General features: G+C 66.4%; 10 protein-coding genes. 2 read left to right on the top strand and 8 right to left on the bottom strand.

The window, feature by feature from the left end:
- Both QZ772_RS15570 and QZ772_RS15575 read right to left on the bottom strand, forming a co-directional pair.
- Positions 1-252: ATP-dependent metallopeptidase FtsH/Yme1/Tma family protein (locus tag QZ772_RS15570; protein ID WP_295528044.1), on the bottom strand; the 252-nt coding region annotated here is incomplete at its 3' end.
- Positions 253-389: 137 nt separating this feature from the next.
- On the bottom strand, positions 390-1,046 hold the full coding sequence (locus QZ772_RS15575) for an RlmE family RNA methyltransferase (protein WP_295528047.1): 657 nt from the start codon (positions 1,044-1,046) through the stop codon (positions 390-392).
- 20 nt (positions 1,047-1,066) lie between these two features.
- On the opposite strand from QZ772_RS15575, the gene QZ772_RS15580 reads away from it, so the two are divergent.
- Together QZ772_RS15580 and QZ772_RS15585 are read left to right on the top strand one after the other, a co-directional pair.
- The gene (locus tag QZ772_RS15580) at positions 1,067-1,540 is read left to right on the top strand and encodes a YhbY family RNA-binding protein (RefSeq protein WP_295528050.1); all 474 of its coding nucleotides are present in this window, start codon (positions 1,067-1,069) and stop codon (positions 1,538-1,540) included.
- A 72-nt stretch (positions 1,541-1,612) separates the two neighbouring features.
- On the top strand, positions 1,613-2,335 hold the full coding sequence (locus QZ772_RS15585; protein WP_295528066.1) for a glycosyltransferase: 723 nt from the start codon (positions 1,613-1,615) through the stop codon (positions 2,333-2,335).
- A gap of 21 nt (positions 2,336-2,356) precedes the next feature.
- On the opposite strand, the gene QZ772_RS15590 is transcribed toward QZ772_RS15585, so the two are convergent.
- The 6 genes from QZ772_RS15590 to carB form a co-directional block, all read right to left on the bottom strand.
- A complete protein-coding gene (locus tag QZ772_RS15590) occupies positions 2,357-3,244 on the bottom strand; it encodes a Kdo hydroxylase family protein (RefSeq protein ID WP_295528053.1) in 888 nt (295 codons plus the stop codon).
- 61 nt (positions 3,245-3,305) lie between these two features.
- Positions 3,306-3,710 carry a DUF4149 domain-containing protein gene (locus QZ772_RS15595; RefSeq protein ID WP_295528056.1) on the bottom strand — a complete coding sequence of 135 codons (405 nt, stop codon included), beginning with the start codon at positions 3,708-3,710 and terminating at the stop codon, positions 3,306-3,308.
- A gap of 2 nt (positions 3,711-3,712) precedes the next feature.
- Positions 3,713-4,189 (bottom strand): transcription elongation factor GreA, encoded by a 477-nt coding sequence (gene greA / locus QZ772_RS15600; RefSeq protein WP_017757706.1) that lies wholly within the window; start codon positions 4,187-4,189, stop codon positions 3,713-3,715.
- A gap of 211 nt (positions 4,190-4,400) precedes the next feature.
- Complete coding sequence (locus tag QZ772_RS15605) at positions 4,401-5,129, bottom strand: alpha/beta hydrolase (protein ID WP_295528060.1); 729 nt, start codon at positions 5,127-5,129, stop codon at positions 4,401-4,403.
- A gap of 224 nt (positions 5,130-5,353) precedes the next feature.
- Positions 5,354-6,316 carry a helix-turn-helix domain-containing protein gene (locus QZ772_RS15610; protein WP_295528063.1) on the bottom strand — a complete coding sequence of 321 codons (963 nt, stop codon included), beginning with the start codon at positions 6,314-6,316 and terminating at the stop codon, positions 5,354-5,356.
- A 68-nt stretch (positions 6,317-6,384) separates the two neighbouring features.
- The gene (carB, locus tag QZ772_RS15615) at positions 6,385-9,528 is read right to left on the bottom strand and encodes a carbamoyl-phosphate synthase large subunit (RefSeq protein WP_295528069.1); all 3,144 of its coding nucleotides are present in this window, start codon (positions 9,526-9,528) and stop codon (positions 6,385-6,387) included.
- Positions 9,529-9,564: the final 36 nt, after the last annotated feature.

Here is a 9,564-nt window from a genome sequence, read left to right on the forward strand (position 1 = left end):
GTCATCGTTCGTGATAGCGGTGATCTCGCCCCCGGCGAGGCCCTCGGGAATGACGGCGCTCTTGATCTGGTTGTTGCGGACCTGCTCCAGGAACTCGGAGTAGTTCACCGTGCCCGATCCCATGGCGCCCCGGGTGTCGAACTGCTTGAACACCGTAAAAAGGACCATGGCGATGACCAGCCAGACGGCGATCTTGGAAAACCACTGATTGTTGTTCAAACGAAGCTCCAGTCGTAATGCGCGGTAGGACACGCGCCATCGTGAACCCTTGCACGATGCTAATTGACGGTTATTTTAGGCTTTTCAAGCTGCGAAAAAGACCTACACGCCTATGACGTCCATAGGCTCGGCACGGTTACAGAGTGCGAAATCGCGCCGAACCCCAGCGCTCAGGACTTCAGCCCGATGCCCACGAGAAAGGTTTCCGAAGAGCGGTCCCGAGAAGACTTGGGCTTGTGGGGCTTCACAACCTTGAACGTTGCCTTGAACAGCCGCACCAGCGGGTCATAGGCGGCGCCATGAAAAACCTTCGTGACCAGCGCACCCTCGGGACGCAGGTGATGGAGCGCGAAATCCAAGGCCAGTTCCACCAGATTCTCGACACGCGCCGCGTCTGCCGACTCGATGCCGGAGAGATTGGGCGCCATGTCCGACACCACCAGGTCGACCGGCCTTCCGGCAACGGCGGCCTCCAACTGCGCCAGCACCTCCGGCTCGCGGAAGTCGCCCTGCAGGAAGACGACACCTTCGATCGGCTCCATCGGCAGGATGTCGAGCGCAATCAATGTGCCGTCCAGAGCGCCCTGCGCCGCGCCCACGGGCGCCATACGCCGACGCAGGTACTGGCTCCAGGCACCCGGCGTGGAGCCCAGGTCCACCACCACCTGCCCCGGTCGCACGAGGCCGAAGGCCTCATCGATCTCCTTGAGTTTGTACGCTGCGCGGGCGCGATAACCCTCCTTCGTGGCCAACTTGACGTAAGGATCGTTGACGTGGTCGTTGAGCCAAGCCTTGTTGACCTTCTTGCTCTGGGTGCGAACTTTCATGCGGGCTCGATAATACGGGGATGCCCGCCATTCAACTGACTCCCGCACAGCGCAAGGCGCATCGTGCGGACGCCCACCACCTCGACCCGATCGTCATGATCGGCAGTGACGGGCTCACCGACGCCGTCAAGAGGGAAGCCGACGCGGCCCTCAAGGCGCACGGCCTCATCAAGATCCGCGTCTTCTCCGACGACCGCCTTGCCCGCGAAGCCATGCTGGGCGCACTCGCCGACGCCCTCGATGCCGCGCCCATCCAGCACATCGGCAAATTGCTGGTGCTGTGGCGCCCCAAGCCGGCCAAGGCCCGCGGCGAAGAGGACGAGGACCGCATGCCCGGCCCGCGCGACGTCAAGATCCTCAAGTACAGCAAGCGTGGCGGCCAGCGGCCGGAGGTCAAGATGCTGCGCGTGCTGGGCAACCAGCGCCTCACGCCCGGCGGACTGGTCAAGCGCGCCAAGCCCAAGCAGAAATCCATCAAGAAGCGGCAGGACTGACGCGTGAGCGCGATTTCAGCCGCCAGCGCTGCCGATGGCGCGCCGGCGGAGAGGCAACGGCACATCCTGTGCATGAAGTGGGGCACCAAGTATGGGCCCCACTACGTCAACCGTCTTTATGCAATGGCCCGCCGGCACATGACCGGCGACTTCAGCTTCGTCTGCCTCACGGACGACGACCGGGGCATCCGCCCCGAGGTGCGCTGCCTGCCCATCCCGCAACTGGCAATGGAGCTCAAGCCCGGCCAGCCCGACCGCGCCTGGCGCAAGCTCACCACCTTCGAAGCGGACCTGCACGGCCTGCGCGGCACGGCGCTGTTCGTCGACCTCGACGTGGTGATCGTCGGTGGCCTGGATGCCTTCTTCGAGCAGCCGGGCGAGTTCCTCATCATCCATGACTACCCGCGCTTCTGGCGCTTCGGCGAACGGGTGACGGGCAATTCGTCGGTGTACCGCTTCGAGCTGGGCGCCCATGCGGACGTGCTGGCGTACTTCCGCGCCCATATGGACGAGGTGCCCCGGCAGTACCGCAATGAACAGGCCTATCTTTCGGCCTTTCTCCACCGCCAAGGCAAGCTGAGCTACTGGCCTTCCGAATGGTGCCCCAGCTTCAAGTACCACAGCATTCCGCCGTGGCCCCTCAACCTCTGGAAGCAACCCGTAGTGCCGCCCGGTGCCCGCATCGTCATCTTCCACGGGGAATGCAACCCGCCCGATGCGCTCGCGGGCCGACGCAACCGGCGCTTCCGGCATATCGAGCCCGCCGGCTGGGTCGACCAGCACTGGCGCGAATAGCCGCGCCTGCGCGGGTCTCGTTCAGCCCGCCGCGTCCGCGCCCACGAGCGACCGCCCCGTGAGGCGCGTGAGGATGCCCAGCGGGCTCGCCGCTGGGTCGTACTCGCCGCCCGCGGGCAGGAACAGGGTCTGCTCCATCATGTATTGGCCCGACATCGCGGCATGCGAGGTCTGGTCCGAGAAGCAGACCCAGGTCGAGCCTGCCGGGAAGTGGACGGTCTGCTGCGGCGAGTTGCGCTGATAGTCGAGGTCGCGCTTCATGCCGTCGTGCAACTGGAGCATCAGGTGGTCGTACTCGCTGCGCAGCGACTTGGTCACATGCAGCGCCGCCAGCGCCTTGGCCTGCCAGAGCGCATAGGGCTTGGCACGCGGCAGGAAGGTGCGAGCGACCGTCTCGAAGGGCTCGCCCACGCGCCAGACGCGCTCGCCGCCCGAGGGATGGATGTTGGTGAACACGCGCAAGATGCGCTCGCCCCGATTGGGCCGCGACGGAAAGGCATCCACGTGCAGCCGGCGGTCGTCGGCGCGCCATGACTGCTCGCGGCTTTCCACCTCCGAAGGGCGCAGGCTCGTTGGGGCCAGTCGCAGCTTCTGCTGATAGCCGGGCAGCAGCCGCGCGATCAGTTCCTGCGACTGCGCGCGGAAGCGGCCCATCCAGGCGGTGACGGCGGCCTGGACGGCAGCCTCGCCCGCCAGGCCTTTGAGCCGGCCGTCGGCATCGAGACTGATGTTGCGCGACTTCGGGTCGCGCATCTCGGGCCGAAGGAGCACCTGCTCGGCGGCGCTCAGGCCAAAGCCGAGATGCGGAAAGTACAGCACCTTTCCGGACTCGAGCGCGGCGGTCCACGCCGGGTCTTCTTGCAACTGCCCCACGGACGAGGCAGTGATCTCGATGATCTGGGAATCCATGGTCATTCTTGATGTTGTTATGACCGGCCATGGTGCCACCAAGTGGCGGGACGCGCCTTCGCTAGGCCCTGCGCCACAGGGTTGCACCAGCACACAGCCATTGCGCGGCGTACATGGCCGTTCCCACGCCATGCCACAGGCGAAGGTTCTCGCGCGCTACGATCCGCGGCGCGACGGCGTACTCCACCAGCAGGGCGAGCAGCAGACCACCCAGCATCAGCATCACCGCGCCGGGGGCCGTCTCCGGCTCGCCCTCGTCGCGGCGGCCCGTCGCCACCAGCATGAGAAGCACGCAGCCGACGGTGATCCAGGTCTGGGCGGAGAACAGCTTGGCTGCGGTCGCCCCGGCCAGGGCCGGCGTGGGCAGGTGCATGAACAGCAGCGGCACGGCGACGAAGCCGATCGCCGTGAGGCTGCCCCACCAGAGGCCCGCGGCCATCAAGGCCACCCGCGGCTTCCAGGCCATGTTCAGGCGTAGCTGACGCCGACGATCTCGTAGCGCTTGACGCCGCCCGGTGCCTGCACCTCGGCCACGTCGCCCTCCTCCTTGCCGATCAGCGCGCGGGCGATGGGGCTGGAGATGTTGATCAGGCCTTGCTTCAGGTCGGCCTCGTCCTCGCCGACGATCTGGTACTTGACGGTATCGCCGGTGGACTCTTCCTCCAGCTCGACCGTCGCACCGAAGACGACCTTGCCGCCGCCGTCGATTTCGGAAGGGTCGATGACCTGCGCCGCGGACAGCTTGCCTTCGATCTCCTGGATGCGGCCTTCGATGAAGCCCTGGCGGTCCTTGGCGGCGTCGTAATCGGCGTTCTCGCTCAGGTCGCCCTGGGCGCGCGCCTCGGCGATGGCGTTGATCACGGAGGGACGCTCCACCGTCTTCAGGCGATGGAGTTCTTCGCGCAGCTTCTCTGCGCCACGCTTGGTGATGGGAATGGTGGCCATGTCCGTCGTCGTTCTGGTCTGTCAAAGAAGCCCGGGCAACCCATCCCGCAGAAGGGTTGCCCACCGATGCGCGACGCGCACAACGGCATGGGCCGGCGGCAAAAAAGAACGACACCGCCGGGCCGGAGCCGGGCGGTGTCGGTCGTTCGATTATGCCGGCTGTTGCCGCCGGGTCAAAACCCGCGCGGCCAAAGCAGGCGACGACCTGCGATCAGTCGCGGCCCGCCTCCTCGATCTTGACGGCAAGCAACGCGGGATTGGAAAAGCACAGCTCATGGCTGCCGGCGCACTCCACCAGCCGGAACAGCCCCAGCCGCTCTGACAGCCGCGGATGCCACGGCAGGCTGTGCGGCAGCGCGGTGTCCTGCTGGGCGTTGAGGTAGCTCTTGCCCACCTCCAGTGCCGCCAGCGGCTGCGGCAGAACGGCCGGCTCAGTGAACGTGCGATAGGGATGAGGATTGAGCAGCGCATAGGTACTGCGCGCCAGGGCCTCGTCGGCATCGTTGATGAAGGATTCGCGCCAAATGGGGAAAGGCAGCATCACAGCCTGGCCATTGGCCGCTGCCACGCCGTCGAAGAGTTCCCGATAGTGTGGCGGCACCATGTCGTTGAGGCACTGTCCATCCAGCGGAACGAACGCGTTCCAGTACACGAGGCGGCGGATGCGGCCGGGAAGCCGGTAGGGCATGTGGCTGATGACCATGCCACCGTAGCTGTGCCCTACCAGCCGGACCTCCTTCAGATCCTGCTGCTCGATGAAAGCCGCCAGGGAGTCGACCGCGTCGGCCAGACCGACGGCGGATCGGTCGTCATCTCGGCGATTGCCGGCCAAGGTGGGACAGTGGACGGTGTGGCCGCGCTGGCGCAGGTGTTGCGCGGTCGCCTCCATTTCGGCGCCGGTGTGCCAGGCGCCATGCACGAGAACGTAGGTGTCTGCCATGGGGTTGCTCCATTCGGTGATCAAGGCAGCCGGCCCCAGCAAACCGCGTGAACCGGCGCAGGGCAGACCTTAGTGGACCCGCTGCTCCCTCGATGGCCTGCATGAGCCACGGGCATGGACGCCACGTGCCACCGCGACGGCGCCGAAGAGCGGCGGCTGCAGGCCAATGTCCCCGATAGCGGCTGGAACCCGCCACCGCATTGCTCGGCGAGACGGTCCGCGGCTCAGCGCATGCGGCGCCAGACCGCAGGGGTCGCGCCCACGTTTCGCTGGAACTCGCGCACGAAGTGCGACGCATCGGCGAAGCCGCAGCGCCGGCCGATTTCGCCAACACCCAGATGGGCGAGGCGTGGCTGCGTCAGCAGCGCCTGCGCCCGCTCGATGCGCAAGGACCTGAGCGTGCCCGCGAAGGTGACGCCCGCCGCCGAAAAGGCGCGATGCAGCGTCCGCAGCGAGACACCCACCTCCTGCGCAAGGGCCTCGGCCCGGAGACCCGGCTGATCGAGCTGCGCGCGCATCAAGGTCAGCAGCCGGCCGTGAAGGCCGATGCTGGCGCCCTCCTCCGCTGGAGACGGCTCGAAGGTCGCACTCATCAGCGCGCCCAGGTGCTGCGCGAACAGGGTCGCCGGCATGGCTGCCGCGCTGTCCGGGTCGCGCGCAAGCTGCACCAGCAGCGCCCCCAGGCTGCGGCCCCAGCCCTGGTCGTGCCACGCAATGCGCGGACCACGTGCCTCCGGGGCCCCCAGCCACTGCGCGACCCACGCCCTCGGAAGCTGCACCGACACGCAGTGCACGCCCTGCGGAAAGTGCAGTTCGTACGGATCCGCTGCATCCACCAATGCCGCGTCGCCGGGACGCAGATGCGCCACCTGGCCACCCTGCCGCACATGCCAGGGCCGGTCGGCCTGACCGATCAGGTAGAAATGGGAACGCCGGCTGCGGGCAATGCCGGCCGGCGTTCTGTAGACATCCTGCGTAGACGCGATGACCTGGTTGACCGAAAGCTCCTCGATGTCGCGGCTGGCGAGCTGCCCGCCGAAGGCCTCGGCCTCGCGCGAACTGCAGTCCATCTCGAGAAAGGCCTCGCAGATGGCACCCACCCAGTAATCCAGTCGCTCGCCGCAGCCGACGGCCTCCGTGCTCCAGAGACGTCGGGGCTCGGCGATGACGGGCGATGCAGACGGCATGGACGCACTCTAGCGAGCCGTCCGCGCCGTGCAAGCGGGCGAGCCCCAAGGCTCGTCCGCCGCCGCGGTCAGGCGCCGGCCAGCTCCGCGTGCATCTCCTGCACGGAGATCACGCCCAGGTCCTGCAGATGCTGCATGCCCTCAACGGCCGCCTCGGCGCCGAAGATGGTGGTGATGGTCGTCACACGGGCCAGCAGCGCCGACGTGCGGATCAGACGCGAATCGGCGATGGCGTTGCGGCGCTCTTCCACCGTGTTGATGACCAGGGCGATCTCGTTGTTCTTGATCATGTCCACGATGTGCGGACGGCCCTCGGTCACCTTGTTGACCACGGCGCAGGCCAAGCCCGCGGCCTGAATGGCGGCCGCCGTGCCCTTGGTGGCGATCAGCTCGAAGCCCAGCTTGGCCAGACCGCGGGCGCATTCGACCGCACGGGCCTTGTCGTTGTTCTTCACCGAGATGAAGACCTTGCCCGACTTCGGCAGGATGGTGCCCGCACCGAGCTGGCTCTTGACGAAGGCCTCGCCGAAGGTCTTGCCCACGCCCATCACCTCACCGGTGGACTTCATTTCCGGCCCGAGGATCGGATCGACGCCTGGGAACTTGACGAAGGGGAACACCGCTTCCTTGACGCTGAAATACGGCGGCGTGACTTCCTTCGTCATGCCCTGGCTGGCCAGCGACTGGCCGGCCATGCAGCGCGCCGCCACCTTCGCCAGTTGGATGCCGGTGGCCTTGCTCACGTAAGGCACCGTGCGCGAGGCGCGCGGGTTCACTTCCAGCACGTAGATCACGTCCTGGCCATCCTTCTCCTGAATGGCGAACTGCACGTTCATCAGGCCGACCACATTCAGGGCCTTGGCCATGGCGGCGCTCTGGCGCTTGAGCTCGGCGATGGTCTCAGCCTTGAGGCTGTAGGGCGGCAGCGAGCAGGCGGAGTCGCCCGAATGCACGCCGGCCTGCTCGATATGCTCCATCACGCCGCCGATGAGCGTGGCGCCCTCGGCATCGCGGATGCAGTCCACGTCGCATTCGACGGCGTCGTTCAGGAAGCGGTCCAGCAGCACGGGCGAGTCGTTGCTCACCTTGACGGCCTCGCGCATGTAGCGCTCCAGATCTCGCTGCTCATGCACGATCTCCATCGCGCGACCGCCGAGCACGTAGCTCGGGCGCACCACCAGCGGATAGCCCAGCGCAGCGGCCTTCTCCAGCGCTTCGGGCTCGGTACGGGCCGTGGCGTTGGGCGGCTGGCGCAAGCCCAGCTCGTGCAGCAGCTGCTGGAAACGCTCACGGTCTTCCGCGGCGTCGATCATGTCCGGCGTGGTGCCAATGATCGGCACGCCGTTGGCCTCCAGGTCGAGAGCGAGCTTCAGCGGCGTCTGGCCGCCGTACTGCACGATCACGCCGGTGGGCTTTTCCTTGTCGACGATCTCCAGCACGTCTTCCAGCGTCAGCGGCTCGAAGTACAGGCGGTCGGAGGTGTCGTAGTCGGTCGAGACGGTCTCGGGGTTGCAGTTGACCATGATGGTCTCGTACCCGTCCTCGCGCATCGCCAGCGCAGCATGCACGCAGCAGTAGTCGAACTCGATGCCCTGACCGATGCGGTTGGGGCCGCCGCCGAGCACCATGATCTTCTTCTTGTCCGTCGGCTCGGCCTCGCACTCCTCGTCGTACGTGGAGTACATGTAGGCCGTGTCGGTGGCGAACTCGGCCGCGCAGGTGTCCACGCGCTTGTAGACCGGCCGGATACCCAGGGCGCGGCGCTTGTCGCGGATGGCCTTGTCGGTGCTCTTGAGCTGGCGCGCCAGGCGGCGGTCCGAGAAGCCCTTCTGCTTGAGCACGCGCAGCGTGTCGGCGTCGATCTCGTCCAGCGTCTTGGTCTCCAGCTCGAGCTCGATCTTCACGATCTCCTCGATCTGAACCAGGAACCAGCGGTCGATCTTGGTCAGGTCGAACACCTCGTCCACGCTCAGGCCCTGGGCGAAGGCATCGCCCACGTACCAGATGCGCTCGGGACCGGGTTCGCCCAGTTCCTTCTCGAGCACTTCGCGGTCCTGAGTCTTCTCGTTCATGCCGTCCACGCCCACTTCCAGGCCGCGCAGCGCCTTCTGGAAGGACTCCTGGAAGGTGCGGCCCATGGCCATCACCTCGCCCACGGACTTCATCTGCGTGGTCAGCCGCGAATCGGCCTGCGGGAACTTCTCGAAGGCGAAGCGCGGAATCTTGGTGACCACGTAGTCGATGCTGGGCTCGAAGGAAGCCGGCGTGGCGCCGCCCGTGATCTCGTTGCGCAGTTCATCGAGCGTGTAGCCCACGGCCAGCTTGGCCGCGACCTTGGCGATCGGAAAGCCCGTCGCCTTGGAGGCCAGCGCTGAGGACCGCGACACGCGTGGGTTCATCTCGATGACGATCATGCGGCCGTCCTTCGGATTGACCGAGAACTGCACGTTGGAGCCGCCCGTGTCAACGCCGATCTCGCGCAGCACCGCCAGGCTGGCGTTGCGCATGATCTGGTATTCCTTGTCGGTCAGCGTCTGCGCGGGAGCCACGGTGATCGAGTCGCCCGTATGCACGCCCATCGGATCGAGGTTCTCGATGGAGCACACGATGATGCAGTTGTCCGCCTTGTCGCGGACCACTTCCATCTCGTACTCCTTCCAGCCGAGCAGCGACTCTTCGATCAGCAGCTCGTTGGTGGGCGAGGCTTCCAGGCCGCGCTTGCAGATGGTCTCGAACTCTTCCGGGTTGTAGGCGATGCCGCCGCCGGTGCCACCCAGCGTGAAGCTGGGCCGGATCACGGTGGGGAACCCGACGCTCTTCTGGACCGCCCAGGCTTCTTCCATGCTGTGGGCGATACCCGAGCGAGCCGAGCCCAGGCCGATCTTGGTCATCGCGTCCTTGAACTTCAGGCGGTCTTCGGCCTTGTCGATGGCCTCGGGCGTGGCGCCGATCAGCTCGACCTTGTATTTGTCGAGCACGCCGTTGCGCCACAGGTCCAGCGCGCAATTGAGCGCCGTCTGGCCGCCCATGGTGGGAAGGATGGCGTCGGGCCGTTCCTTGGCGATGATCTTCTCGACCGTGGCCCAGGTAATGGGCTCGATGTAGGTGACGTCGGCCGTGGCCGGGTCGGTCATGATCGTTGCAGGGTTGCTGTTGATCAGGATGACCTTGTAGCCCTCCTCGCGCAGCACCGCCAGGCTGGCGTTGCGCATGATCTGGTATTCCTTGTCGGTCAGCGTCTGCGCGGG

Source organism: uncultured Pseudacidovorax sp. (genome assembly GCF_913773995.1).
Classification (GTDB): Bacteria; Pseudomonadota; Gammaproteobacteria; order Burkholderiales; family Burkholderiaceae_C; genus Xenophilus.